Here is a 26847-nt window from a genome sequence, read left to right as displayed (position 1 = left end):
ACGAGCCTATCGGCCCGCACTGACATCCTCGGTGGGCGGTTCCTCACAGTTTGCTTGCGCGCCCGGCTCCTCCAGCAGCAGCCGCTCCAGCGCGGCCCGGTCCGGGAGGTTCTCCGGCCGTACGACCTCGCCGCCGCGCACGTACAGGAACGTGGCCGCGACCGCCTCCAGGGGCACGCCCTGCCGCTCGGCCCAGGCCAGCCGGTAGATCGCGAGCTGGAGCGAGTCGGCGGTACGGCTGCGGCTGGTCTTCCAGTCGAGGATCTCGTACGTCGCCCCGTCGCCGTCGCCTTCTTTGTAGACGGCGTCGATACGGCCCCGTACGACGCGGCCGGCGATCGCGAGCTGGAAGGGGGTCTCGACGCGGTAGGGCGTGCGCCGGGCGTACTCGGTGCGCTCGAAGGCTTCCTTGAGGGCTTCCAGGTCGCGTTCGTCGGCGATCTCGGCCTCGCTGCCGGGCAGTTCGTCCGGTTCCAGCATGGGCAGGGTCAGCTCTTCGAAGCGTGATTCCACCCAGGCGTGGAAGCGGGTGCCCCGGCGTGCGGCGGGTTGCGGCGGGCGCGGCAGCGGGCGGGCGAGCTCCTGGGCGAGGGCGTCCGGGTCGGCGGCCAGGAGCATCAACTGGGTGGCCGTGAGGGTGGCGGGCAGGGGGACGTCGGTGATTCCCCGGCGGGTGCGCAGGAGTTCGCCGGTGAGGGCGTCGAGGTCGCGGTCCCAGGAGTCGATGGCGCGGGCCTCCTCCGGGGTGAGGGGCGTGCCGGGCGGATCCGTGGGGTGCGGGCGTGCGCCCCCTGGTGCACTGGAGTGTTCGGCGGCGTGCGGGGCCGTCGCCTGGTGCGGGACGGTCGGGCGGTCCGTGGTCCAGGCGTCCCAGTCGGCGGGGTCGTCCTCCGGGAGGGCGTCTTCGGCTTGAACGTCCGTCTCGGAGAGGGATTCCTCATAGGGAGGCTCCCCGAAGGGGGGCTCGTCGTAAGGCGGTTCGTCGTCCTCCGGTGGCGGGGGCCAGTCCGGGTCGTCGTGGACGTTCGGGTCGTGCGTGGCCGCGGGGTGGCCCTCGTCGTGGGAGGCGAGGTACTCCAAGTGGTTCATGACCAGCTTGGCGGCCTTGTGGCGGTGGGCCATCGCCGCGTCGTCCAGGGGTAGCGGCCAGGCCTGGTCGGCGGTGGCCGTGTGCAGGGCGGGGTTCTCCTCGCCCTCCTCGGGTTCGTCCGCCCAGGCCTCGATCTCGCCGTACCCGGCCGCGCAGTGGTCGTACAGGGCCTGGAGGAAGTCGGAGGGGCCGCGGGGCTTCTTCTGGGTGGGGCCCCACCAGTGGCCGGAGCCGAGCAGCAGCGAGCGGGGGCGAGTGAAGGTGACGTAGCCGAGGCGGAGTTCCTCGGTGTGCTGGTGGTCCTTCATGGCCTCCTGGAAGGCCTTCAGGCCTCTGGAGTCCCAGGACATGACGTCGGGCAGGGTGGCGGTGTCGCCGCGCAGCGCGTGCGGCAGGACCTTGCCCTGGGCGGTCCACTTCTCGCGGCCCTGGCTGCTGGGGAAGGTGCCGGTGACCAGGCCGGGGACGGCCACGACGTCCCACTCCAGACCCTTGGACTTGTGCGCGGTGAGCACCTTGACGGTGTTCTCGCCGCCGGGCAGAGCGTTGTCGAGGCCCTTCTCGTACTGGGCGGCGGTGCGCAGGAAGCCGAGGAAGGCGAGCAGGGTCGCCTCGCCGTCGCCCGCGGCGAAGGAGGCGGCGACGTCCAGGAAGTTCGACAGGGTCTCGCGGCGGCGGGCGGCCAACGCGTGCGGGGACGCAGCGAGTTCGACCTCCAGGCCGGTGACGGCGAGGACGCGGTGCAGGACGTCCATCAGGGGGTCGGACAGGGAGCGGCGCAGGTCGCGCAGCTCGGTGGCGAGATGGGCGAAGCGCACGCGCGCGTCCGGTGAGAAAGGCAGCCCGTCGTCGTCCCCGGTGCGGTCGGCGCCGTAGAGGGGTGTCTCCAGGAACGTGTCGAGGGCGTCGGCGAGCGATATCACCTCCGAGGGGTCGACCCCCTCGACGGCCTCGGCGAGTCGGCGGTCGGGGTCTTCGTCGTCCCCCACGCGCGCGTGGGACACCAGGAGGCGGGCGCGCCGGCCCAGGAGGGCGAGGTCGCGCGGGCCGATGCGCCAGCGCGGGCCGGTCAGCAGTCGGACCAGGGAGGCGTTGGCGCCGGGGTCTTGGAGGACTTCGCAGACGGCGACGAGGTCGGCGACCTCGGGGAGGTGCAGCAGCCCGGAGAGCCCGACCACCTCGACCGGGATGTCGCGGGCGACGAGGGCGCCCTGGATCTCGGCGAAGTCGCCGGCCGTGCGGCACAAGACGGCGATCTCGCCGGGCGCCTTGCCGGTCCGTACGAGGTGGGCGATGGAGTCGGCAAGCCAGTCGATCTCCTCGGTGTGGGTGGGCAGCAGCGCGCAGCGGACCATGCCGTCGCGCTCGGCGCCGGGGGCCGGGCGGAGGGCCTCCACGCCCGCGTGCATGGCGCGCAGGGGCTCGGCGAGGTTGTTGGCGAGGTCGAGGAGGCGGCCGCCGCTGCGGCGGTTCTCGCTGAGCGACTGGCGGGCGGCGGGGCGGCCGTCGGCGTGCGCGAAGTGCTCCGGGAAGTCGTCGAGGTTGGCGACGGACGCGCCGCGCCAGCCGTAGATCGCCTGGCAGGGGTCGCCGACGGCGGTCACCGGGTGGCCCGTGCCGGCCCCGAACAGGCCTGCCAGGAGGATGCGTTGGGCGACCGAGGTGTCCTGGTACTCGTCGAGCAACACCACCCGGAACTCGTCGCGCAGGATGTCGCCGACCTCGGGTCGGGTGCGGGCCAGGGTCGCGGAGAGGGCGATCTGGTCACCGAAGTCGAGCAGATCGCGCTCGCGCTTGGCGGTCCGGTAGCGGCTCACCAGCTCGGTGAGTTCACGGCGCGCGGCGGCCGCCTCGGGAACCTTGCGCAGCTCGGCGTTGCTGAGCTTGCGGCCCTCCAGGTCGCGCAGCAGTTCGGCGTCGTAGGCGCGCAACTCCTCGGGGCGTACGAGGTGTTCGGACAGCTCGCCGTCGAGGGTGAGGAGGTCGCTGACGAGGTCCGGGAAGGAGCGGGTGAGCGCCGGGTACGGGCCGGGGGCCTCGCGCAGCACGCGCGCGGCGAGCTGGAAGCGGGTGGCGTCGGCGAGCAGGCGGGCCGTCGGTTCCAGGCCGATGCGCAGGCCGTGGTCGGTCAGGAGGCGGCCCGCGAAGGCGTGGTAGGTCGAGATCACGGGCTCGCCCGGGGGGTTGTCCGGGTCGATGACGTCGGGGTCGGTGACGCCTGCCTTGATGAGCGCCTTGCGGACGCGCTCCGCGAGTTCACCGGCGGCCTTGTTGGTGAAGGTCAGGCCGAGGACCTGCTCGGGGGCGACCTGGCCGGTGCCGACCAGCCACACCACGCGGGCCGCCATCACCGTCGTCTTGCCCGACCCGGCTCCGGCCACGATCACCTGCGGGGCGGGCGGCGCAATGATGCAGGCCGTCTGCTCCGGGGTGAACGGGATGCCGAGGAGCTCCTTGAGCTGGTCGGGATCGGTGATACGGGCGGGCATGTCGGGAAGGCTAGCGGCGGCCACTGACAGTCGAGGACCAATCGCCCTCGGGGGTAGAAGAAGCGCAGGTCAGCACATGTGGTGCGATACGTCACGCGAGTTACTCGACGACGTGCCGTCCTTCGGACCGCGCGCTGCACGAGGCCCGGAACGCGCAGTGCGCGCAGTGCTGTCCGGCCGTGGGTGTGAACCGCTCGTCAAGGACCTTGCCCGCGGCCGTGGCCAGCAGCTCACCGGCCCACTCCCCCTCCAGGGGCTCCTGGGCCTGCACCTTGGGCAGGGTCTCGCCGCCGTCCCGTACGGGGGCGCCCTGGCGCAGCTGGACGAGTTCGGCGCCGCCCGGTTCGGGACGCACCCCGTCGAAGGCCTCGTCGACGGCGCCCTCGCGGACCGCGAGCTGGTAGACGGCGAGTTGGGGGTGCCGCTCCACCTCGCGGGCGGTCGGCGTCTGCTTGCCGGTCTTGAAGTCGACCACGTAGGCGCGTCCTTCGCCGTCCGCCTCGACGCGGTCCATGGAGCCGCGGATGCGCACTTCGTAGTCGCCCGCTCCGAGGGTGACGTCGAAGTCGTGCTCGCTGGCGACCGGCGTACGGCCGGTGCGGACGCCGTTGGAGTCGACGTGCCACTTCAGGAAGCGTTCGAGCGCCACGCGCGCGTTGTCCTTCTCCTGTACCGACTTCCAGGGCGCGTCGAAGGCGAGCGCGTTCCACACGGTGTCGAGGCGTTCCATGAGGGCGTCGAGGTCGGCGGGGGTGCGTCCGGAGGCGACCTCGTCGGCGAGGACGTGCACGACGTTCCCGAAGCCCTGGGCGGCGGTCGCGGGCGCGTCGGCCTTCACCTCGCGGCCCAGGAACCATTGAAGGGCACAGGTGTTGGCGAGCTGGTCGAGGGCGCTCCCGGAGAGCACGACGGGCTGGTCGCGGTCGCGCAGCGGCACCTTGCTCTCGGTCGGGTCGTACATGCCCCACCAGCGGTACGGGTGCGCGGACGGGACCAGCGCGCGGCCCTCCTCGTCGGCGAGCGCGGCCAGCCGGGCCAGTCGGCGTGCGGCGGCCTCCCTGAGGGTCTCCGACACGCGCGGGTCGACGGTCGTGGCGCGCAACTCGGCGACCAGGGCGGCGACCGACAGCGGGCGGCGCGGGCGGCCGGTGACGTCCTTGGGCTCGACGCCGAGTTCGGTGAGGAAGCGGGAGGGCTGGTCGCCGTCGTCCGCGGGGGCCTTCACGGCGGTGACGACGAGCCGTTCACGCGCGCGTGTGGCCGCGACGTAGAACAGGCGGCGTTCCTCGGCGAGCAGGGCCCCCGGGGTGAGCGGTTCGGCGAGTCCGTCGCGGCCGATGCGGTCGGCCTCCAGGAGGGAGCCGCGTCGGCGCAGGTCCGGCCACAGGCCCTCCTGGACGCCGGCCACGACGACCAGGTTCCACTCCAGGCCCTTGGAGCGGTGCGCAGTCATCAGGCGTACGGCGTCGGGGCGTACGGCACGCCGGGTGAGCGTGTCGGCGGCGATGTCCTCGGCGTCGATCTCCTCCAGGAAGTTGAGGGCGCCCCGGCCCCCGGTGCGCTCCTCCGCGCGGGCGGCGGTCGCGAACAGCGCGCACACCGCGTCCAGGTCGCGGTCCGCGTTGCGTCCGGCCGCGCCGCCGCGCAGTGCGGCCCGCTCCAGGCGCCCGGGCCACGGTGTGCCCTGCCAGAGGTCCCACAGCGCCTCCTCGGCCGTACCGCCGCCCGCCAGGCGCTCGCGTGCCTTGCGCAGCAGCGCGCCCAGGCGCTGGGCTCCCCGCGCGTACGTCGGGTCGTGCGCGACCAGCCGCTCCGGCTCGGCGAGCGCCCGCGTGAGCAGCTCGTCCGAGGGCGGCGGCACGGGATTGCCACCGGCCCGCTCCTCCTCGCGCAGCGCCCGGCCCAGGCGCCGTAGATCGGCGGCGTCCATGGCTGCGAGGGGAGAGGCGAGCAGGGTGAGGGCGGTCTCGGTGTCGAGCCAGGAGGGGGCGACGGGCTCTTCGGGGTCGGCTTCCGCCGCGGCCTCTGCGTGGTCGGCGTCGTCGGCGTCGTCGGCGTCCTCCGTGGCTCGCGCGGCTTCGGTGTCGTCCTCGGGCCGGGTCGAAGCTTCCGCGGTCGCCACCGCCCGCAGGGCCGTCAGCAGCGGTGCCACCGCCGGTTCGTGGCGCAGGGGCAGGTCGTCGCCGTCGATGTCCAGGGGGACGCCGGCCGCTGTGAGGGCGCGGCGGATCGTTGGGATGGTCCGGGAGCCGGCGCGCACCAGGACGGCCATGTCGTTCCAGGGGACGCCGTCCTCCAGGTGAGCCCTCCGGAGGATGTCAGCGATGTTGTCCAGCTCCGTGCCGGACGTCGGGTACGTGTACACCTCGACGCGCCCGCCGTCCCGTACCGGGGACAACTCGCGGTGGGCGCGCACCTTCTGCGCCGGGAGCCTGGTCAGGGGCATGCGCTGGGTGAGCAGGCGGGTGGCGGTCAGCAGGGCGGCACCGGAGCGGCGGGAGGTCCGGAGCACCTCTACGGGCGCCGGATGCCCGTCCGCGCGCGGGAAGGCGTTCGGGAACTCCAGGATGCCGTTCACATCGGCGCCCCGGAACGTGTAGATCGACTGGTCGGGGTCGCCGAAGGCGACGAGGGTGCGGCCGCCGCCGGCGAGGGCCTGCAGCAGTCGTACCTGGGCCGGGTCGGTGTCCTGGTACTCGTCCACGAACACGGCGTCGTACTGCGCGGCGAGCCTCTCGGCGGCCTCGGGGCGGTGGGCGAGGAGCACCGCGCGGTGGACGAGTTCGGCGTAGTCGAGCACTCCTTGGAGGTCGAGTACGTCGAGGTACTCGGCGAGGAAGGCGGCGGCGGCACGCCAGTCCGGGCGGCCGATGCGGCGCGCGAAGGCGTCCAGGGAGCCGGGGCCCAGGCCCAGTTCGCGGCTGCGGGCGAGGACCGCGCGGACCTCGTCGGCGAAGCCGCGGGTGGTGAGGCAGGCCCGCAGTTCATCGGGCCAGCGCACGTGGGCGAGGCCGAGCCGCTCCAGGTCGGGCTGGCCTGCGAGCAGTTCGCGTACGGCGACGTCCTGTTCGGGGCCGGACAGCAGCCGTAGGGGCTCGACGAACAGGTCGCTGTCCTGGTGGGCGCGGACCAGGGCGTAGCAGAACGAGTGGAAGGTGGTCGCCCGTGGCGCGCGGGCGGCGCCGATGCGCAGCGCCATGCGGTCGCGCAGCTCGACGGCCGCCTTGCGGCTGAACGTCAGCACGAGGATCCGCGCGGGGTCACCTCCCCGGGCGATCCGTGCGGCGACGGACTCCACGAGGGTGGTGGTCTTGCCGGTGCCCGGACCTGCGAGGACGAGCAGCGGGCCGGTCCCGTGGTCAACCACGGAGCGCTGTGGCGCGTCCAGGTGAGGGGGAGCCGGCCGGGTCGGCGGGGTACGCACCAGTCGGTAAGCGCCACGGTTCCCCTGTCGCACCTGGGGGTGCGACAGGCGCCTGGTGGAGGAAGAGGAGCTCACGTGTTTCGCCGGTCCTGGTGGGTGTGCTGGTTGCCTGACCACCGCGTGTGGAGTGCGGTGGCCGCGAGGTGAGGGGGACAGGTGCAGCCGACGCTACGCCGACGGGTCGCCGGGAAGCAGGACTTCCGCGCGTTCCCTCACGGCTCGCGCGCCCCTCGCGTCCCTCGCCCCTCGAACGTACGGCATGGCACGGACGTGCCGGGTTTCCCCCGTACGGGCCACAGGTCGCCCCGGGGCGCGTCCGATGGCGGAAGCTGTCAGGTGTGACCGTCCGCGCGCTCGCCGCCGTCCCATCGCGCCCGTTTCATGTCGACGCGCGGCAGGTGACCCTCGGCGGCTCTGCTCGCCTCCTTCAGGGGCGTGCCCTCCTCGCGGTAGTTGTCGAGCGCCCGCAGCTCGTGGCCGGGGAGCAGCATGCCGTCCGCGCGGACGACCCGCCACCACGGAACGGCTCCCCCGTAGAGGGCCATCACCCGGCCGACCTGGCGCGGGCCGCCCGCCTCCAGCCATTCGGCGACGTCCCCGTACGTCATGACGCGCCCGGGCGGAATCCGTTCGGCCACGTCGAGGACGCGCTCCGCGTACTCGGGCAGCGCGTCGCCGTGCTCGGGGCCGGTGTCGTCCGGAAGGCTCTCCTCGCTCATCCGTCCCATCCTGCCGCACCCCACCGACAATGCGACGCGCTGGCGACTGTGCGTATCCCTCGCCCCGGAGCGGCGCGTGGGGCAGACTGTGCGCCCCCGCATTTGCACCCTGATGCCCCCGTGTGTCGGTGGGGCATGCCACCATCGTGCGGGCGGTGACCGGTGATACGAGATCAAGAAGAGACGATGAAGCAGCAGGGTGTGCACCCCGAAGACGCGGAGGGCACCTCTGACGCTGCGTCGCGCCCGGACACCGCCGAGGCCCACGAGCAGGACCCCCCGGAGGGGTCCGCCGAGACGCCCGTGACCGACCCCGTTCCCCCTGCGCCGGGCCTGGACGACTGCGGCGACGACCCGCACGTCGAAGAGGTCGAGGGCGACGAACCGCTGCTCCCCGCGCGCGTGCACCGCCCCTCGGATCTCATGCGCCTCCTGGTGGGCTTTCTCGCGATCGTCGTACTACTCGCGATCGCCGCGTTCGCGCACGGCACGACCTCGGGGCTCGAGCAGGACATCAACAAGGGCACCGGGCAGGCGCCCGACCTGCTGATCAAGATCGCGGGGCTGGCGTCCAGCATCGCCATCCTGCTGGTGCCGGTCGCCTTCGCGATCGAGCGGCTGATCAAGCGGGACGGGCTGCGCATCGCCGACGGCGTGCTCGCGGCGGTCCTCGCCCACGGAGTGACACTCGCCACGGACCTGTGGGTCGCCAAGGCCGCCCCGGGCTCCATCCAGGAGGCGCTCACCCAGCCCTCCCCCGGCGACATCCACGCCCTCACCGACCCGGTGCACGGCTATCTGGCGCCCGTCATCGCCTACATGACGGCCGTAGGCATGTCCCGGAGGCCGCGCTGGCGCTCCGTGCTGTGGATCGTGCTGCTGCTCGACGCCTTCTCGATGCTGGTCACCGGGTACACGACGCCGTTCTCGATCATCCTGACGGTGCTCATCGGCTGGACCGTCGCCTACGGGACGCTGTACGCGGTGGGTTCGCCGAACGTCCGTCCAACCGGACGGACGCTGATGGCGGGCCTGCGGACGGTCGGCTTCCACCCCGTGGGCGCGGCCCGCGAGGAGGTCGTCGACACGGAGAACGGCGATCGCGGCCGGCGCTACTTCGTGACCCTGGAGGACGGTCCACCCCTGGACGTCACCGTGGTCGACCGCGAACAGCAGGCCCAGGGGTTCTTCTATCGTGCGTGGCGCAATCTGACGCTGCGCGGCTTCGCGACCCGCAGCAGCCTCCAGTCGCTGCGCCAGGCGCTGGAGCAGGAGGCCCTGCTGGCGTACGCGGCGATCGCGGCCGGGGCCAACGCCCCGAAGCTGATCGCGACCTCGGAACTCGGCCCCGACGCCGTGATGCTCGTCTACGAGCACACCGGTGGGCGTACGCTCGACTCGCTCGCGGACGAGGAGATCACCGACGATCTGCTGCGCCTGACCTGGCACCAGGTGCAGGCGCTGCAGTCGCGGCGCATCGCCCACCGAAGGCTCGCCGGTGACGCGATTCTGGTGGATCGTTCCGGCACGGTGATCCTCACGGACCTGCGCGGCGGTGAGATCGCGGCCGGTGAGCTGCTGTTGCGCATGGACGTCGCCCAGTTGGTGACGACGATCGGCCTGCGGGTGGGTGCCGAGCGGGCGGTGGCCTCGGCGGTCGGTGTCCTCGGGCCCGACGCGGTGGCCGACTGTCTGCCGATGCTCCAGCCGATCGCGTTGTCGCGCTCCACGCGCGCGACGCTGCGACGCCTGTCCAGGGAGCGGGCCCAGCGGGAGCGCGACGCGATCCTGGAGGCGTCTCAGCAGACCAGGCTGGCCCGCGCGGAGGCGGCTTCGGAGGGCTCCACGCCCGTTCTGGAGAAGCCCGACAAGAAGGCCGTGCGCGCGGAGCAGCGGGCCGAGAAGCGGGCCATCGACGAGGCGCTGGACGAGGCACGCGAGGAGGATCTGCTCACCCAGATCCGTCACCAAGTGCTGCTGATCAGGCCGCAGGCGCACGTCGAACCGGCCCGTCTGGAGCGGGTGCGGCCGCGCACGCTGATCAGTTTCATCGCGGGCGCGATCGGCGCGTACTTCCTGCTGACGCAGCTCACGCACATCGAGTTCGGCCCGCTCGTCGCCAACGCCCAGTGGGGCTGGGTGGCCGCGGCCGTGCTGTTCTCGGCGCTGAGCTACTTCGCGGCGGCGATGGCCCTCCTGGGGTTCGTGCCAGAGCGCGTGCCGTTCCTGCGGGCCGTGGCGGCGCAGGTCGCCGGGTCGTTCGTGAAGATCGTGGCCCCGGCCGCGGTCGGCGGTGTCGCCCTGAACACGCGCTTCCTGCAGCGTGCCGGGGTGCGGCCCGGGCTCGCGGTGGCGAGTGTCGGCGCGTCGCAGCTGTTCGGTCTCGGCTGCCACATCCTGATGCTGCTGTCGTTCGGCTATCTGACCGGCACCGAGAAGACGCCGTCGCTGTCGCCGTCCCGGACGGTCATCGCCGGTCTGCTGACGGTGGCGGTGCTGGTGCTCGTGGTGACCTCGGTGCCGTTCCTGCGGAAGTTCCTCGTCACGCGCGTGCGGTCGCTGTTCGCGGGTGTCATCCCGCGCATGCTGGACGTGCTCCAGCGGCCGCAGAAGCTGGTCACCGGCATCGGCGGCATGCTGCTGCTGACGGCCTGCTTCGTGATGTGCCTGGACGCGTCGATCCGGGCGTTCGGCGACCAGTCGACGTCGCTCAGCCTGGCCAGCGTCGCCGTCGTCTTCCTCGCGGGCAACGCGCTCGGTTCCGCGGCCCCGACCCCGGGCGGTGTGGGTGCGGTCGAGGCGAGCCTGACCCTCGGTCTGATCGCCGTAGGCCTCCCCAAGGAGGTGGCCGCTCCGGCGGTGCTGCTGTACCGGCTGCTGACGCTGTGGATCCCGGTGCTGCCGGGCTGGCTGTTCTTCAACCACCTGTCCCGCAAGGGCTCCCTGTAGAGCGCGTTCGGGTCCGCACGGGGTGCACGCACGCGTGCGTACCTCTTACGGCCCGCGCCCCGAGCGCACCGCCGGGTACGACCGCAGGATGGGACCATGCCGAACCCCTCCCGGCTGCGTGCCGCTGCCCTGACCGCCACCGTCGTCCTGCTGTCCTCCACGCTGGCGGGCTGCGGCGGCGACTCCAAGGACGAGGATCCGACGGCCCAGAAGCTGAGCTGGAAGGACTGTCCGGCCCCGTCCGAGGCCGAGGGCGGCGGCGCCGCGCCGTCGCCGCTGCCGAACGGCACCAAGTGGCAGTGCGCCACCATGAAGGCGCCGCTCGACTGGAGCAAGCCCAAGGGCGACACGATCGGCCTCGCCCTGGTGCGGGCGAAGGCCAGCGGCGACAAGAGCAAGCGGATCGGATCGCTCGTCTTCAACTTCGGCGGCCCCGGCGGCTCGGGCGTCACCACGCTCCCCGCCTTCGGCGAGGACTACGCGACCCTGCGCACCCGCTACGACCTGGTGAGCTTCGACCCGCGCGGAGTGGGCCGCAGCGCCGGCGTCGAGTGCGAGAGCGACTCCCAGCTCGACCAGTACTTCCAGCAGGACGCCACCCCGGACACCGCGGCCGAGCGCACCAAGCTCCTGGCCAACACGAAGCAGTTCAACGCGGCCTGCGAGAAGCACTCCAAGAAGATGCTCCCCCAGGTGCGCACCACCGACGCGGCCCGCGACATGGACCTGATGCGCCAGGTCCTCGGCGACGACAAGCTGCACTACTTCGGCATCTCCTACGGCACCGAACTCGGCGGTGTCTACGCCCACTTGTTCCCCAAGCACGTGGGCCGCGCGGTCTTCGACGCGGTCGTCGACCCCACCCAGAACTCCGAACAGGGCTCTCTGGGGCAGGCCAAGGGCTTTCAGCTCGCGCTCGACAACTTCGCCGACGACTGCACCTCGAAGACCACGGACTGCCCCGTCGGCGACACCGCCCAGGACGTCAAGGACCGCATCGCCAAGCTGCTCAAGAGCCTCGACAGCAAGCCGATCCCGGGTATCTTCCCGCGCCAGCTGACGCAGACCGCCGCCACGAACGGCATCGCGCAGGCGCTGTACTCGAAGGACTTCTGGGAGTACCTCACCGAGGGGCTCGAACAGGCCTACAGCGGCGACGGCAAGGTCCTCATGGCGTTGTCCGACTCGATGAACGGGCGCAGCGAGAACGGTGAGTACAGCAACATCACCGCGGCGAACATCGCCATCAACTGCGCCGACGACAAGCCGAGATACACCGCCGCCGATGTGGAGCGGAAGCTGCCCGAGTTCCGGGCCGCCTCTCCCCTCTTCGGTGACTTCCTCGCCTGGGGCATGGTCAGCTGCACCGACTGGGCCGTGCCGGGCGCGGCCGACCATCCCGATGTGAGCGCGGCCGGTTCGGCGCCGATCCTCGTCGTGGGCAACACCGGTGACCCGGCCACGCCGTACGAGGGCGCGCGGAAGATGGTGGACGCGCTGGGCAAGGGCGTCGCGGTCGAGCTGACGTACAAGGGCCAGGGGCACGGTGCGTACGACAGCAAGAACAAGTGCGTGCAGAGCGCGGTGAACGGCTATCTCCTGAACGGGAAAGTCCCGGCGGCCGGCACCGTCTGCTCCTGAACCCACCTCCCGAAATCCGGGCAAAATCGCAGGTCAAACGGTTATCCACAGGCTGTCACGGGCTCGGCTCGCGCCGCCTACTATGGCCTGACCGCCATCCGCTGCGTGACGCGGACGGCCTGCGAGGGGGGAATGCACATGGCGCGATTCGTACGGTGGACGGCCCTGATGGCCGCCGCCGCACTGCTGACGGCCGGCTGTAGCAGCGGCTCGTCCGACGACGGCAAGGACGGCGCGGGCGCGGGGGACGCCAAGCCGTCCGCAGCCGGCTCGTCCTCTTCCACGACGGCCGCGCTGCCCGCGTCGCTGACCGGACAGAAGCTGGACTGGGGGCGCTGCAAGGCCACCGCCGACTCGGCCGCGCCGAGCAGTGACTGGCAGTGCGCGACGCTCAAGGTGCCGCTGGACTGGGCGAAGCCGGGCGGCACCACGATCGGGCTCGCGCTGATCCGCTCCAAGTCGACCGGCGGCGACCGCATCGGCTCGCTCCTGTTCAACTTCGGCGGCCCCGGCGGCTCGGGCGTGGACTACATGCCGGCCTACGCCACCACGGTGTCCGCGCTGCACGAGCGCTACGACCTGGTGAGCTGGGACCCGCGCGGGGTCGCCGCCAGCGAGGGCGTCCGCTGCCGCAGCGACAAGGCGATCCAGGCCACCGAGGACATCGACGCCACGCCGGACACGCCGGCCGAGGAGAAGGCGTACTTCCAGGACGCCGTCGACTTCGGCAAGGGCTGCGAGAAGGCCGCCGGGAAGCTGATGGCGCATGTGTCGACGACCGACACGGCGCGCGACATGGACCTGATGCGCCAGGTGCTGGGTGACACGAAGATGCACTACTTCGGCATCTCGTACGGCACCGAACTCGGCGGTGTCTACGCCCACTTGTTCCCGAAGAAGGTGGGGCGGCTGATCCTGGACGCGGTCGTCGACCCGAGCGCCGACTCGGTGGGCCACGCGCTGAACCAGACCCGGGGTTTCCAGCGAGCGCTGGACGACTACCTCAAGTCGACGGACCAGGACCCGGCTCAGGGCTCCAAGAAGATCGCGGCCCTGCTCAAGCAGATGGACGCCAAGCCGCTGGCGACCTCGACCGGGCGGAAGCTGACCGAGACACTCGCGCTGACCGGCATCGTCCTCCCGCTCTACAGCAAGGAGAGCTGGCCCACGCTGACCAGCGCCCTGAACTCCGCGGAGGAGGGCGACGGTTCGGAGCTGCTGGCACTGGCCGACGGCTACAACGACCGTGACAGCGCGGGGCACTACGGCACGACGACCCATTCCCAACGGGTCATATCGTGCTTGGACGACAAGCAGCGGCCGACGCCCGCGCAGACGGAGAAGCTGCTGCCCGAGTTCGAGAAGATCTCCCCCGTGTTCGGCGACTTCCTGGGCTGGGACACGGCCGGGTGGTGTCACGACTGGCCGGTGGCCGGGCAGTACGACACCCCGGAGGTGAGCGCACCGGGTGCGGCGCCGATCCTGGTGGTCGGCAACACCGGGGACCCGGCGACGCCGTACGAGGGTGCGCGCAAGATGGTCGACGAGCTGGGCAAGGGCGTCGGTGTGGAGCTCACCTGGAAGGGCGAGGGACACGGGGCGTACGGGAGCGGGAGCGACTGTGTCGACTCGACGGTGGACGCGTATCTGCTGAAGGGGACGGTGCCCAAGGACGGCAAGGTCTGCGCCTCGTAGCGCGCACGCCCGCCCGGACCGCTGCCCGAACTTCCGCCCGGGCAGCGGAAAGGGGCCCGGCACCTGTGGTGCCGAGCCCCTCCCGGGAAAGCGTGGGTCTAGTAGACGGGCTTGTCGGGCTCGATCTGGTTGACCCAGCCGATCACGCCGCCGCCGACGTGGACCGCGTCCGCGAAGCCGGCCGACTTCAGGACGGCGAGGACCTCCGCACTGCGGACACCCGTCTTGCAGTGCAGGACGATCTTCTTGTCCTGCGGAAGCGTCTCCAGGGCGGTGCCCATGAGGAACTCGTTCTTGGGGATCAGCTTGGCGCCGGGGATCGAGACGATCTCGTACTCGTTGACCTCGCGGACATCGATGATCTCGATGTTCTCGCCGTCGTCGATCCACTCCTTGAGCTGCTTGGGAGTGATCGTCGAGCCGGCCGCCGCCTGCTGGGCCTCCTCGGAGACGACGCCGCAGAAGGCCTCGTAGTCGATGAGCTCGGTGACGGTCGCGTTCGGGCCGCAGACCGCGCAGTTGGGGTCCTTGCGGACCTTGACCTGGCGGTACTGCATCTCCAGGGCGTCGTAGATCATCAGGCGGCCGACGAGCGGGTCGCCGATGCCGGTGAGGACCTTGATCGCCTCGGTGACCTGGATGGAGCCGATGGACGCGCACAGCACGCCCAGGACGCCGCCCTCGGCGCAGGAGGGGACCATGCCGGGGGGCGGGGGCTCCGGGTAGAGGCAGCGGTAGCAGGGGCCGTGCTCGGACCAGAAGACCGAGGCCTGGCCGTCGAAGCGGTAGATCGAACCCCAGACGTACGGCTTGTTCAGCAGTACGGCGGCGTCGTTGACCAGGTAGCGGGTCGCGAAGTTGTCCGTGCCGTCGACGATCAGGTCGTACTGGCTGAAGATGTCCATCACGTTCTCGGCCTCGAGCCGCTCTTCGTGGAGGATCACGTTCACGTACGGGTTGATGCCCAGCACGGAGTCGCGCGCCGACTCGGCCTTGGAGCGGCCGATGTCGGCCTGGCTGTGGATGATCTGGCGCTGCAGGTTCGACTCGTCGACCTCGTCGAACTCCACGATGCCGAGCGTGCCCACGCCCGCCGCGGCCAGGTACATCAGCGCCGGCGAGCCCAGACCGCCGGCGCCCACACAGAGCACCTTGGCGTTCTTCAGCCGCTTCTGCCCGTCCATGCCCACGTCGGGGATGATCAGGTGGCGGGAGTACCTGCGGACCTCGTCTACGGTGAGCTCGGCAGCCGGCTCGACCAGGGGTGGCAGCGACACGGGGACTCCGTTGGTCGGTCAATCACTACAGTTGTCCTCCCCGGAACACTGCCATGCCCTTCTTCATTCCGAGACACCCGTTCCGATCCGCGAGACGATCTCGTCCCAGTAGCCGGGCATGGTCTCCCAGGGGTCGGTGCGGCCGCCGTGATCGGTGCGGTCGGTGAAGTAGATGGTCGAGGCGCCCTGCCAGCGGGCGATGCGCAGCGCCTCGTCGAGATGGCCGCGCGGGACTCCGTGCACGAAGTGGCAGAAGCGCTCGGGCGGGTAGTCGGCGGTCCACTCGGCGACCTGGGACCAGCGGTAGTCGCTCCAGGGGCCGGAGAAGGTCACCAGCTGGTCGGCGCACTCGGCGTATCCGGGGTACGGGTGGGTTCCGTGCCCCAGGACGATGTGGGCGCCGTCACGGATCTCGCGGAGCGCGCCGACCGTGCGGCGGGCCTCGGGCAGCGCGGCCCGGTCGGTGGGGCAGCGGTCCAGGAGGAAGCCGTCGACCTGGTACCAGTCACGGTAGCGGTGCGCCTCGGAGATCAGATCGCCGAAGGTGCGGGCGCCGTGCGCGGCGTCCAGGTGGCCGAGGACGCGGACGCCGGTGTTGCGGAGCCGCCCGGCCGCCTCCAGGCAGTGCGGGTCGGGGCGGGTCCCCGGTCCGGAGGAGACGTTGAGGACGACCCAGTCCAAGGGGGTGCCGGGGCGGGTGAGTTCGCCCCATTCGTTCGGCGCGACCAAGGGATGCGCGTAGCCGGGGATACCGAAGCCGGTGCGGACGCCGGTGCTCGCGGTGCCCGGGGTCGTGCTGGTCAGATGCGGCATGCCGCCTCCATCCAGATGTCGGCGAGGGACTCCTCCAGGTTGATCCGGGGCCGCCAGCCGAGCCGGTCGCGCGCGGTGCGCACATCGGCCTGCTGCCAGCTCCCGCAGCCGTCCGGGTACGGGTACGCGACCGGGGCCGCGTGGTCGGGGTCGGTGCGGGGGTGCCCGATGGCCGCCCTCAACGGGCCGGGCGGGCCGTCGAGTTCGTGCAGCGCGCCGCCGTATCCGGCGACGCGGGCGAGGACCGCGGCGGCGTCGCGCAGCCGGACCGCGCGGCCCGAGCCGATGTTGATGACGCCCTGCGCGGCGGAGAGCGAGGCGGCGTGGACCGCGCGGGCCACGTCCCGTACGTCGACGAAGTCGCGCTGTGCGCCCAGGCCGCCGAGTTTGAGTTCGCCGTCGCCGGACTGCATGGCCCGGCGCATGGCCTCGGCGAGCCGGCCGAGCGGGGAGCCGGCGGGGGTGCCGGGTCCGGCGGGCGAGAAGACGCGCAGGACCACGGCGTCGAGACCCGAGCCCAGGACCAGTTCGGTGGCGGCGAGTTTGCTGACGCCGTACGGGCCGCCGGGGCGGGGTACGGCGTCCTCGGCCGTGGAGGAACCGGGCTGGCTCGGGCCGTACTCCGCGCCGCACCCGATCTGCACCAGCCGCGCCCCGCAGCCACTGCGGCGCAGGGCCTCGCAGACGGTGGCGACGGCGACGGTGTTGTGCCGGGTGAGTTCGCGGGCGCCGCCTCTGGTGGCACCGGCGCAGTTGATGACGACTCCGGGGTGGACGGCGTCCAGGAAGCGGGTGAGCGCTCCGGGGCTGCCAGTCGCGAGGTCGAAGCGGACGTCGGCGTCGTCGCCGCGGCCGAGCGCGGTGAGCTGGACGGCCGGGTCGGCGAGCAGGCGGTCGGCGACGAAGCGGCCGAGGTAGCCGTTGGCTCCGATCAGCAGGACCCTCATCGGACGGCTCCCCGGGCCGACTCTCCGGATCGGGAGGTGATCATCTGGTGTTCTCCTTCACAGGGTGATGCGGTTGCCTCCGGCGGTGGGGCCGGGCGCCTGCGGCCGGGTGACAGCTCTGGCCGGTGCGGGTCATGGCGGTGTCACCTCGGCTCGTTCGCCGGCGCGTGCGCGGAGGCTCTGGTCAGCGTGCGGGTGGTGTGGAACAGGAGGGCCAGGGCGGCTGCTCCGCAGGCCAGGGCGGGGATGCCGCCCGGGCCCCAGGAGCCGAGGACGGTTTCGACGGGGGTGGCCAGGAAGCCGCAGCCGGGGAGCCGGCCGATGAGGTCCGTGGCCAGGGCCGCCCCCTCCGTCGCGGCCGCCGCGCCGAGCGCGAGGGCCGGGGCGCGGGTGAAGCCGTGGACGGTGAGGAGGCGGGCGAGCAGCAACAGGGCGCCGAGCGTGAGGGCTTGGCCGTACGCGGCGGGCTCGCCCAGGGCCGTGCCGCAGAGGGCGAGGAGGGCGGTCAGGGCGCACAGGAACAGGGCGAACGTGCCGAGCAGCAGCGGTCGTACGGAGTCGGCGAAGTCCTCAAGTCCACGGCTGGTCGCGAGCTTGCGCCGGGCGCGTACGGCGAAACGGTGGGCGCACCAGGCGGCGGGGGCGCAGGCCAGGGTGAGGGCCAGGACCGGTGCGGTGGCCGTGGGCCAGGCTCCGCCCGCGACGCCGGTCGGCAGGCCGTCGGGGCCGCCGTCGTCGGCGGCGCGGAGCAGTCCGTCGCCGAGGAGGGCGTAGGCGAGCAGCCAGTACGTCCACAGGCGGGTGCCGGGGTGCGTGCGCCACGCGTGCGTGCCGGGCGGGTTGCTCAGCGGGCCGCGCCGGAAGGCCAAGCGCACGCCTAGCGCCACGGCGAGAACACCGCCGACGGCCAACGCCAGCCGCAGCCGACCGTCCGTGAGCCGCACACCGGTCACGGCCGCGGCGCAGAGGACTCCGGGCAGGAGGGCGAGTACGGCCCAGCCGGCGCGGGGTGGTTGCACGGCCACGGCGTCGCGAGGCGGGGCCCCCGCGTCGTCGCGGGACACGCGTGCGTACATCTCCTCGGCGAGCGAGAACACGTCCCGGTGCCGGAAGCGCGCGGCGGTCCGATCGGTGACGCCGTGTGCCTCCAGCCCCGCGGCGATCTCCAGCGGGTCGACGGCCCGTTCGCACAGCTCGCCGTGACGGTGCATCAGCGCCTTCACCGGGTCGGCGGCACCGCGGCGGGTGGGGGCGGGCTTGCGGTCGGTCGCGCGCGAGGTCGATTCGGGCGCCGTACGCGCGTGTGGCTGCTGCGCGTCAACTCCGGGGCGGGCGGCGGTGATCCGGGCGGTGTCGTAGAGGTCAAGGCCGGCGGCCGGTGGGGCTTCGGCACGGTCTACGGCGGCAGGGGCGTCACCGGTGTCCTGGCCGGCGACCGGCGCGGCTCCGTCGCGGTCGGCGGCGACACGGACGTGACCGTTGCCCTGGCCGGCAGCCGGTGACGGGACTTCGTCGGCGGCGACAGCACCACGCACGGCACCTGCGTCCTGCCCGACTACTGGCACGGCTCCGTCGCGGTTGGCGGCGGCTCGGACGTGACCGTTCCCCTGGCCGGCAGTCGGCGATGAGCCTTCGTGGGCGGCGACGGCACCACGCACATCACCGGCGTCCTGCCCGACAACCGGCACGGCTCCGTCGCGGACGGCAGCGGCTCGGACGTGACCGCCGCCCTGACCAGCAACCGGCGATGGACCTTCGTCGGCGGCGACAGCACCACGCACGGCACCTGCGACCTGCCCGACAACCGACAGCTCACCCGGCGCCACTCCCTCCGCCTCCGTCGCCGCCTCCGACTCCCCACTCCCCCCGAGCCACCCCTCCGACCGCGCGTCCCACGCCTCCGCGCTCCCAGGCGTCCCGGGGCGGTCGAGTTCGCCGAGGCCGCTCATCGGGCTGCCTCCGTGGCGGGCAGGGGAGGTGTGGCGCGTACTGGCGTTCCGGTCGCCCACGTGGGGCCGCCGCGGGCCACGACGCGGGCCATCGGGCCGGTCCAGCGGCCGGGGACGTGGGACTCGGCCGGGGCTGCGAAGGGGAGGGGTTCGCCTGCCTCGTTCAGGACGACGCGGCGGACCGGGGAGTGCGAGACGATCTCCAGGTAAATGCTGTGAAATGCCGCGATGTTCTGCTCGACGGTGAACAGTTCGAGCGCTCGGGCGCGCGCGGCGGCGCCCAGGCGCTCACGGCGCTCGGAGTCGCGCAACAGGCTCACGCACGCCTCCGCGAGCGCCCGCGGATTGCGCGGGGGCACGACCAGCCCTGTACCGCCGATGACCTCGACCACCGCGCCGACGTCCGTGGACACGGTCGCCCGGCCGCAGAACATGGCCTCGACCAGGCTGAGCGGGAAGCCTTCGACGACACTCGACAGGACGATCACCGTGCCGGCCGCGTACGCCTCGGCGAGCGTGGGGGCGTCCGGGCCGCCGATCTCCTCGAAGGACACCGGGTTGTCGCCGACCGCGTGCACGCCCTCGGCCTCGTCGGGGAAGAGCTGGGCGGCCAGCGCCCTGCAGTGGCCGAGGTAGGCCTCGCCCTCGGCGCCGGCGGGCGCGCCGACGATCCGCAGGTGCGCCTTGGGCTCGTCCTTGCGGATCTCCGCGAAGGCGTGGAGGAGGGAGATCAGGTCCTTCGCGGGTTCGACACGGCCGACCCACACCAGCGTGTCCGGGTCCGCCCCGTCGGGTGCCTCGCCGACCTCCGCGAAGCGGGTCGCCTCCATGCCGGGGTGGACCGTGCGGAGCTTCGCGCGGTCGGCGCCGCAGCGTTCCTGCCAGCGGCGGGTGTGGCTGTTGCCCGGGGTGATCAGCGTGGCCCGCCGGTAGGTCTCGGCGGCCAGCCTGCCGTGGAAGGCGGCGAGCAGGGCCCGTACGGCGGGCGGCGCGTCGGCGGAGGCCAGGTAGTGCGTGCGCAGCTGCACGCCGTACTCGGTCACCAGCAGCGGTACGCCGGCGAAGTGGTGGGCGAGCAGTCCGGGCAGGGCCGCGGTGCCGCCGGCGGTCGCGTGGCAGAGGTCCACGGAGCCAAGGGCGTCGTCCTCGTACCAGTCGAGCGAGAGGGGGCGCAGGGCGCGTTCCAACTGCGCGGCGACGGTGAGGAGTTCGGGCACACGCGCCTCGCGTGCCGGGCGGAGTGCGCCGGGCGCACGACAGGCGCGTTCCAGCGCACGTACGGCGCTTTCGGAACGCAGCGCGCCTACGAGTCCGCCCTCGCCGCGGGCGAGTTCGGCGAGCCCGTACAGCGCGTTGGCGAAACGGTCCGCCACATCGGCGGAGGGCACCTCCTGCTCGCCCGGCGCCCCTTCCGCCACCTCCAGGGAGGCCTGGCCGTCGCCCTCGCACAGCACGGCCGCCAGCTCCTGGTAGCACTCGGCGAACCGCCGGCGCGCGCGGCGTCCGAGGGTCACCCCGTCGTCCTCGGCGGTCCACAGCGGCGCGGTACGCACCCGGGCGACCTGGGGCGGCAGTTCGAGCCAGCCCTCGTCCTCCTGGCGCTCGCTGCGGCTGAGCGCGTAGATGTCGAACTCGTGCTGCCCGAGCCCGCGTACGAGCCGGTCGCACCAGAGTCTGGCGTCACCGCTCACATACGGATAGCCACCCTCCGTAAGCAGTCCTATGCGCACGGGCACACCCCCGATCTCCCATATGGGGAGCCGCCGTTGACCCGGCGGCTCGCAGCGGGACGAACGTATGCGGACAAGGCGGTGGCGCGACGGACGGTTGTCCATCGCGCCACCAAAAGGGGTGAACGGGCGTAACTTTCCTGTGCGGTTTGCGTTCCGTCGCGCTAAGAGATCAATCGCGCACGGAACGTCAGACCGCCGTCGGGCCGTCGCTACGGTGCCGTAGCGACGAGCCCGTCACGTCTCGGGGACGGCACAGTCCCGTCGTCGGGACGGCACCGTCTCGTCGTCGGGACGGCACCGTCACGTCGTCGCGACGGTACCGTCACGTCGTCGCCAACTCCCGTCTGGCCGCCCTGCGTCGGGCCGCGACCTGGGGATCCAGGGCCGGTACGGCGGCCAGGAGCTGCTTCGTGTACGGGTCCTGGGGGGCGTCGTAGACCTCGTCGGCGGGGCCTTGTTCAACGATCCTCCCGCGTCGCATCACCGCGACCCGGTCGCTGACCTGGCGCACGACGGCGAGGTCGTGGGCGACGAACACGAGCGCGAGGCCGAGTTCGCGCTGGAGTTCGCCGAGCAGGGCGACGACCTGGGCCTGTGTGGTGACGTCGAGCGCGGAGACCGGCTCGTCGCACACGATCACGCGCGGGTCGGCCGCGAGCGCCCGCGCGATGCCCACGCGTTGGCGCTGGCCACCGCTGAACTCGTGCGGGTAGCGGTCGTAGTGCGCCCCTTCGAGCCCCACGCGCTCCAGGAGTTCGCGTACGCGCCCCCGGATGCTCTCCTCGTCGCGTTCGCCACGCGCGCGGAGCGGGTCGGCGATCGACTCGCCCACGCTGCGGCGGGGGTTGAGGGAGGAGACGGGGTCCTGGAAGACCATCTGGACGTCGGGGCGCACCCCGCCGCCGGGCTTGATCTCGCCGGCCGTCGGCTCCAGGAGCCCGACCAGCATCCGGCCCAGCGTCGTCTTGCCGCTGCCGCTCTCGCCCACGATGCCGAGGGTCTCGCCCCGGTGGATCGTCAGCGACACGTCGTCCACGGCCGCGAACGCCCGCTTCCCGCGCCCGAATTCACGCCGCAGGCCCGTCGCCTCCAGGACGACCTCCGCGGGCGCCGAGGACGCCGCTGAGCGGGCGCGCGGGGCGTCCACACGTGGGACCGCGCCGAGCAGATCCCGGGTGTACGTCTCGGTCGGCGCCCCGAGCACGGTGTCGACCGGCCCGTGTTCGACGGCCCGCCCGTGCCGCATGACCAGGATCTCGTCGACGCTCTCGGCGGCGACACCCACGTCGTGCGTGACGAGCAGCAGCCCCAGGCCGGTCTCCTCGCGCAGCGTGTGCAGCAGGTCCAGGATCTGGGCCTGGACGGTCACGTCGAGCGCGGTCGTGGGCTCGTCGGCGATCAGCAGATCGGGCTCGCACGCCAACGCCATGGCGATCAGGGCGCGTTGCCGCATGCCGCCGCTGAACTCGTGCGGGCGCGAACGGGACCGCCGTACCGCGTCCGGAATGCCGACCCGGTCCAGCACGTCGACGGCACGCGCGCGTGCGGCCCGACGGGACACGCGCGTGTGCACCCGGTACACCTCGGCTATCTGGTCGCCGATCGCGTAGTACGGGTCCAGGGACGACAGCGGGTCCTGGAAGACCATCGCGGCCTTCCCGCCGCGCAACCGGTGCAGGTCCGCGTCGGACGCCTCCTGTACGTCGATGCCGGCCACCCGCACCGAGCCGCCGACGTCGGCGCCGGTGCCTCGGTGCAGCCCCAACAGGGCCGAGGCGACCGTGGACTTGCCCGATCCCGACTCGCCGACCAGGCCGAGGGCGGCGCCCTTCTCCAGCCGGAAGGAGAGGCCGTCCACGGCCCGCAGGGACCCGAACCCGACCGTCAGGTCGGTCACTTCCACCAGGACGTCCGCCGAGGCGTCTGTCGAGCCGTCCAGCGAACTCATGCGAGCACCACCCGTCGGTCGGCCACCGCGTACAGCACGTCCGCGACGGCGTTGGCGATGACCACGAAGAAGCCGATGACCAGGACCATGCCGACGACCACCGGCAGGTCGACGACATTGACGGCGTGGACGAGTTCCTGTCCGATGCCGGGCAGCCCGAAGAGCGTCTCGGTGAGCACCGCGCCGCCGACCGCCGAGCCGACGTTGTTGGCGTTGAGCGCGATGATCGGCGCGAGTGCCCCGCGCAGCGCGTGCCGCCCGATGATGGACCGCTCGCCGACGCCGTACGCGCGGAAGGTCCGGATGTGGTCCTCGGCGAGCGTCTCCAGCATCGACGCCCGGGTGAGCCGGGCGAACGTGGCGGCCTCGATGAGGGCCAGGGAGAGCCACGGCAACAGCAGGTTCCAGGCCCACTGTTCGGGGTCGTCGGTGAGACTCACGTACTGCGGGAAGGGCAGGAGCTGCAGCTGCCCGCAGACGACGATCATCAGCACCAGGCCGATCACGAACACCGGGGTGGCGACGCCCGCGAGGGTGATGCCGGTCAGTAGGCGCTCGGTGAACCGGCCGCGCCGCCACGCGGAAAGGATGCCGGTGCCGACGCCGAGAATCAGCCACAGGACCATCGCGCCGAACACCAGGGACAGGCTGACCGGCAGCTTCGACAGGATCAGCTGGGTGACCTGCTGGTCGCCCTGGTACGACTGCCCGAGGCAGGGCGCCGAGCAGTGCTCCACGGAGGTGCCCGTCGAGTAGTCCTGGCCGACGAGGATGCCCTGGAGGAAGTGCCAGTAGCGGAGGTACAGCGGGTCGTCGAGCCTCAACTGCTGGGAGACCTGGTGCACTTGCTCCGGGGAGCAGCGCGGGCCGCAGGTGATCTGGGCGACGTTCCCGGGGGTGGCGTAGAAGACCACGTAGATGATCACCGAGATGGCGAGCAAGGTGATCACGGTGCCGATGGCCCGGCGCAGGACGAAGCCTCCGAAGCCGCTCATGCCGGGTCCTCCTTCGCGGCGTTGGCGTCGGCCGACTTGATCGTGTTGACGCCTTGATCAACTGTTGACTGGCCGGAACCGGCGTCCACCGCGGGCTTCTTGCCGCTCGCGTCCGCCTTCGCCTCGCGCTTGCGCCCCGTGCCGACACGCAGGCGGGAGGCCGCGCGCGGGTCGAGGGCCGTGCGGACGCCGTCGCCGAGGACCGTCAGGGAGAGCACGGTGACGAAGAGCGCGCCGGCGGGCAGCAGCAGGTACTGCGGGGCGGCCTGGTACCAGACGTCGGCGGCGGTGAGCATCTGCCCCCAGGAGGGCGTCGGCGGCTTCACGCCGACACCGAGGAAGGACAGCGCGGCCTCGGCGCTGATGTTCATCGGGAAGAGGAGCGCGGAGTACGTGATGACGGGCGCGGCCAGGCCGGGCAGCAGTTCGCGGCGGGCGATGCGCCAGGTGCCCCAGCCGCTGAGCCGGGCGGCGGCGACGTAGTCGAGTTCCTTCAGGGTGAGCGTCTGGGCGCGCACGATCTTCGCGACGTTGCCCCAGGCGATCAGGCCGATGACCAGGGCGACCAGCAGGGGGCGCGGAAAGCTGTCGGGGACGATCGCGAGCAGCGCCAACGACATGATCATCAAGGGCATCGCCACGATGATGTCGGTGACCCGGCTCAACACTTGATCAACCCATCGGTTCCCGAGCCCGGCGGCGACGCCGATCACGACACCGACGAAGACCTGGACGACGGTCGCCCCCAGCGCGACCCCCAGGGAGACCCGGGCGCCGTAGACGAGACGGGCGAACAGGTCGCGCCCGGTCTGCGGTTCGACGCCGAGCCAGTGGCCGCCGGTGATGCCCCCGAAGGAGCCGGTCGGCACGCCCCCGCGCGCGGAGTCGATGAGCGAGGGGTGGTAGGTGAACGGGTCCTGGCCCTCGATCGCGGTGAGCAGCGGCGCGGCGAGCGCGACCAGGACGAGCAGGGCGACGACGGCCGCCGCGACGAGGGCGGCGCGCTGCGCTCGCAGCCGCCGCCAGAACTGACGGGCCCCCGAGACCGCCGGGACGGAGAGGTCCGTCCCGGCGGTCTGGGAGGCGACAAGTGCCTCGCTCATGGGGTTACTTGACCGCGACCTGGGAGATGTCCAGGACGCCGGTCCAGTCGCTGATCACGACGTTCCTGATGTCCTTGCCGACCAGCCGCTTGTAGACGGGGTGGAACAGCGGCACGGTCAGGGCCTGCTCGCCGATCTTCTTGTCCAGTGCACCCCACCGCTTGGCGGCCTCGTCAAGATTCGTCAACTTGTTGATCGAATCAATCTCCGCATTGACCGACTTGTCATTGAGCAGGCCGGTGTTGAAGTTCGCGCCGTCCTTGACGATCTGGCGCCCGTCGAAGATCGGGGCGAGGAAGGGACCGCCGGAGGGCCAGTCGGCACCCCAGTGGGCGAGGAAGAAGCCCGGCTCGGTCTTGACGCTGTGGATCTTGTCCTTGTAGTCGTTGATCTCCAGGCCCTGGAGCTTGACGGTGATGCCGGCCTTCTTGAGCGCGTCCTGGATCGCGGTCGCGATCTCGGGGCTGGTCTCGAAGTCCTTGTCGTTGGAGTGCGTCAGCGTGACCGTGATCCCCTTCGGGTAACCGGCCTCCTTCAGCAGCTCCTTGGCCTTCGCCGCGTTGCCGGACGCGCCCGCCGGGAAGAGGTCGTAGGGGTCGTACCCGAACGACTTCTGGTTCGGCAGGAAGGTGGTCGCGGCCTCCGCCAGCGACGAACCGCCCGCCGCGTTCACCACCGACGACCGGTCGATGGCGTACGAGATCGCCTGCCGCACCTTGACGTTGTTGAACGGCGCGACCTTGGGGTTGAACGCGATGTAGTTCGTGTAACCGAAGTGCCCGGTGCCGACGCGCGCCGCGAGCTCCTTGTCACCGGTCACCTTGGCGAGCTCGGCGGGCCCGAGGTTGGTGTCCGTCGTGACAGCCGCGGCGTCCGCACCCTGAGACGCGGACAACCGCTGGTTGATCACGGACGAGTCGAGCCCCGACTTCACGTCGATCTTGTCCGGGTAGGCCTTGCGCTCGGCGTCGGTCGCCGTGGACCAGTACTTGTTGCGCTCCAGGACGATCGTCTCACCGTCGTTCTGGTTGCTGACGACCTTGTACGGCCCCGACGAGACCGGGTGCTCCTCGTACTTGGTCCCCGTGTCCTTGCCCTTCGGGACGGGCGTGAACTGCGTCTGCGTGGCGAGGTACGGGAACTCGCCCTCGGGCTTGTTCAGGTGGAAAACGATGGTCCGGCTGTCAGGAGTCTCGATCGCGCTGAGCCCCTTCTTGTCCTTGTACGGCCCCTGGTAGTCGGCCGCGCCGACCAGCCAGTCCCGCAAGTAGGGCGCGCCGCCGGAGAGTTCGGGGGCGAAGGAGCGCTCGATGCCGTACTTGATGTCGGCCGAGGTGATCGCGGTCCCGTCCTCGTACTTGAGGCCCTTCTTCAGGGTGTACGTCCACACGGTCGCGTCCTTGTTGGGGCGCCCGGTGTCGGTGGCGAGGTCCGGGACGACCTTGGCACCGGCCGCGCCGTTCTCGCGGTTGCGGGTGGTGAGGGTGCGGAAGACGAGGGAGGGGACGTTGCCGCCGCCGGAGGTGTACAGGCGGGCGGGGTCGAAGTCCTCCTGGGGCTGCGCGTTCAGGACCGTGAGCGTGCCGCCCTTGTGGGGCGTGGAGTCACCGCCGGAGCCCTTGGCATCGTTGTCCTTCGGCCCGCAGGCGGCGGCGCCCGCCGCCACGGCCAGGCTGACGGATGCCACGGCCACGCGCCGGGCTATGACGGACGGTTGACGCATCGGAATGACGACCTCTCGAGGGGGGGACCTTCGGGGATCTTTCGCGGATCTCGCGCAGATCTCTCGAATAGTGAGACGGATGGACGAGGAGTGAGACGGGAGTGAACAGCCGTCTGCCCCGGCGTCAGGTCGTCGAGAAAGCCCTGCCGAGGTCACACGGGCAAGGGCGCGGTGGTGCGGGTCGCGACACGAACGCCAGGGGCGGTGTTCAGCGACAGAGGATGTCGGCCACGCAGAGCGGGGTCACGCCGATGAGCGCCAGCTCGATGGCGGCGCGGTTCGGGACATGACTAGACCACATGCGCAAAAATATGATGGAAGTTGCGGCTCGTGTCAATGTGACATAAGCGTC

At 71.9% G+C, this 26847-nt stretch carries 16 protein-coding genes; 3 read left to right on the top strand and 13 right to left on the bottom strand.

The genetic code is table 11. From position 1 onward, the window contains the following. Nucleotides 1-6 precede the first annotated feature (6 nt). The 3 genes from OO69_RS19670 to OO69_RS19660 all read right to left on the bottom strand — a co-directional run bounded on the left by OO69_RS19670 (nt 7) and on the right by OO69_RS19660 (nt 7722). A complete protein-coding gene (locus tag OO69_RS19670; RefSeq protein WP_033282028.1) occupies nt 7-3579 on the bottom strand; it encodes an ATP-dependent DNA helicase in 3573 nt (1190 codons plus the stop codon). 100 nt (nt 3580-3679) lie between these two features. Continuing rightward, a complete protein-coding gene (locus OO69_RS19665; protein WP_078652487.1) occupies nt 3680-7078 on the bottom strand; it encodes an ATP-dependent helicase in 3399 nt (1132 codons plus the stop codon). Between the two features lie 257 nt (nt 7079-7335). Beyond that, complete coding sequence (locus OO69_RS19660) at nt 7336-7722, bottom strand: MGMT family protein (protein ID WP_033282026.1); 387 nt, start codon at nt 7720-7722, stop codon at nt 7336-7338. A gap of 186 nt (nt 7723-7908) precedes the next feature. Between OO69_RS19660 and OO69_RS19655 the strand changes: the two genes are divergently transcribed. From OO69_RS19655 to OO69_RS19645, 3 genes are all read left to right on the top strand, one after another. Continuing rightward, on the top strand, nt 7909-10671 hold the full coding sequence (locus tag OO69_RS19655; protein ID WP_033282025.1) for a lysylphosphatidylglycerol synthase transmembrane domain-containing protein: 2763 nt from the start codon (nt 7909-7911) through the stop codon (nt 10669-10671). Between the two features lie 96 nt (nt 10672-10767). After that, a complete protein-coding gene (locus tag OO69_RS19650; protein WP_033282024.1) occupies nt 10768-12312 on the top strand; it encodes an alpha/beta hydrolase in 1545 nt (514 codons plus the stop codon). A 138-nt stretch (nt 12313-12450) separates the two neighbouring features. Continuing rightward, entirely contained in the window at nt 12451-14007 is a 1557-nt protein-coding gene (locus OO69_RS19645; protein ID WP_033282023.1) for an alpha/beta hydrolase, read from the top strand. Between the two features lie 98 nt (nt 14008-14105). On the opposite strand, the gene moeZ is transcribed toward OO69_RS19645, so the two are convergent. The 10 genes from moeZ to OO69_RS53730 all read right to left on the bottom strand — a co-directional run bounded on the left by moeZ (nt 14106) and on the right by OO69_RS53730 (nt 26796). Continuing rightward, nucleotides 14106-15284: an adenylyltransferase/sulfurtransferase MoeZ gene (moeZ, locus tag OO69_RS19640; RefSeq protein WP_033282022.1), complete on the bottom strand. Its 1179-nt coding sequence runs from the start codon at nt 15282-15284 to the stop codon at nt 14106-14108. 63 nt (nt 15285-15347) lie between these two features. After that, nucleotides 15348-16097, bottom strand: a complete 750-nt coding sequence (locus OO69_RS19635) for a spherulation-specific family 4 protein (protein ID WP_033282021.1) — start codon at nt 16095-16097, stop codon at nt 15348-15350. Continuing rightward, the gene (locus tag OO69_RS19630) at nt 16085-17044 is read right to left on the bottom strand and encodes an NAD-dependent epimerase/dehydratase family protein (RefSeq protein WP_033282020.1); all 960 of its coding nucleotides are present in this window, start codon (nt 17042-17044) and stop codon (nt 16085-16087) included. Before OO69_RS19630 ends, OO69_RS19635 begins: the two co-directional genes overlap by 13 nt. A gap of 143 nt (nt 17045-17187) precedes the next feature. Continuing rightward, nucleotides 17188-18579, bottom strand: a complete 1392-nt coding sequence (locus tag OO69_RS19625) for a hypothetical protein (protein ID WP_234444482.1) — start codon at nt 18577-18579, stop codon at nt 17188-17190. A gap of 410 nt (nt 18580-18989) precedes the next feature. Then, nucleotides 18990-20723 (bottom strand): DUF3492 domain-containing protein, encoded by a 1734-nt coding sequence (locus tag OO69_RS19615; RefSeq protein ID WP_078652499.1) that lies wholly within the window; start codon nt 20721-20723, stop codon nt 18990-18992. A gap of 325 nt (nt 20724-21048) precedes the next feature. After that, nucleotides 21049-22674, bottom strand: a complete 1626-nt coding sequence (locus OO69_RS19610; protein ID WP_033282016.1) for a dipeptide ABC transporter ATP-binding protein — start codon at nt 22672-22674, stop codon at nt 21049-21051. Then, complete coding sequence (locus OO69_RS19605; RefSeq protein WP_033282015.1) at nt 22671-23669, bottom strand: ABC transporter permease; 999 nt, start codon at nt 23667-23669, stop codon at nt 22671-22673. Before OO69_RS19605 ends, OO69_RS19610 begins: the two co-directional genes overlap by 4 nt. After that, nucleotides 23666-24772 carry an ABC transporter permease gene (locus OO69_RS19600; RefSeq protein WP_033282014.1) on the bottom strand — a complete coding sequence of 369 codons (1107 nt, stop codon included), beginning with the start codon at nt 24770-24772 and terminating at the stop codon, nt 23666-23668. The genes OO69_RS19605 and OO69_RS19600 overlap by 4 nt, the downstream gene beginning before the upstream one ends. A gap of 4 nt (nt 24773-24776) precedes the next feature. After that, the gene (locus tag OO69_RS19595) at nt 24777-26495 is read right to left on the bottom strand and encodes an ABC transporter substrate-binding protein (protein ID WP_033282013.1); all 1719 of its coding nucleotides are present in this window, start codon (nt 26493-26495) and stop codon (nt 24777-24779) included. Between the two features lie 208 nt (nt 26496-26703). Next, nucleotides 26704-26796: an Ms4533A family Cys-rich leader peptide gene (locus OO69_RS53730; RefSeq protein ID WP_317773309.1), complete on the bottom strand. Its 93-nt coding sequence runs from the start codon at nt 26794-26796 to the stop codon at nt 26704-26706. Nucleotides 26797-26847: the final 51 nt, after the last annotated feature.

Origin of the sequence: Streptomyces sp. NRRL F-525 (assembly GCF_000716605.1) — a bacterium.
Taxonomy (GTDB): Bacteria; Actinomycetota; Actinomycetes; order Streptomycetales; family Streptomycetaceae; genus Streptomyces.
This window is presented reverse-complemented; position numbering and strand designations above follow the sequence as displayed.